Raw genomic sequence first — 263 nt, forward strand, 5'->3', positions numbered from 1 at the left:
ATCGTGATGCTGTGGATTGCCTTTGGTAACAGAAGACTGCTGGCGTTTGCGAACAACCTGATTATTTTTTACTTCGTTGCGTTTGTTTTTGGCGGAGGAGTGTTTGGGCTTCAATACTTTTTGGCTCCTCGAAGTGAAATCGTGAATGGACTGGTGGTGACTCACAACGATGGTTTTGGGATTGGATTCAAACCGACGCTCGCGATTCTCGGCATTGGTTTTGCACTGGTGTTTGTACTCGGAAAAAAGAGCTACCGTGCTAT

Annotated in this window: 1 protein-coding gene; it reads left to right on the plus strand. The window is 46.0% G+C overall.

What is annotated here, in order from left to right; translation table 11 throughout:
• On the plus strand, nt 1-263 hold a 263-nt coding region (locus SB775_RS30610), incomplete at both ends, for a sigma-E processing peptidase SpoIIGA (RefSeq protein ID WP_410865023.1).

It is taken from the genome of Peribacillus sp. SIMBA_075, from assembly GCF_046534585.1.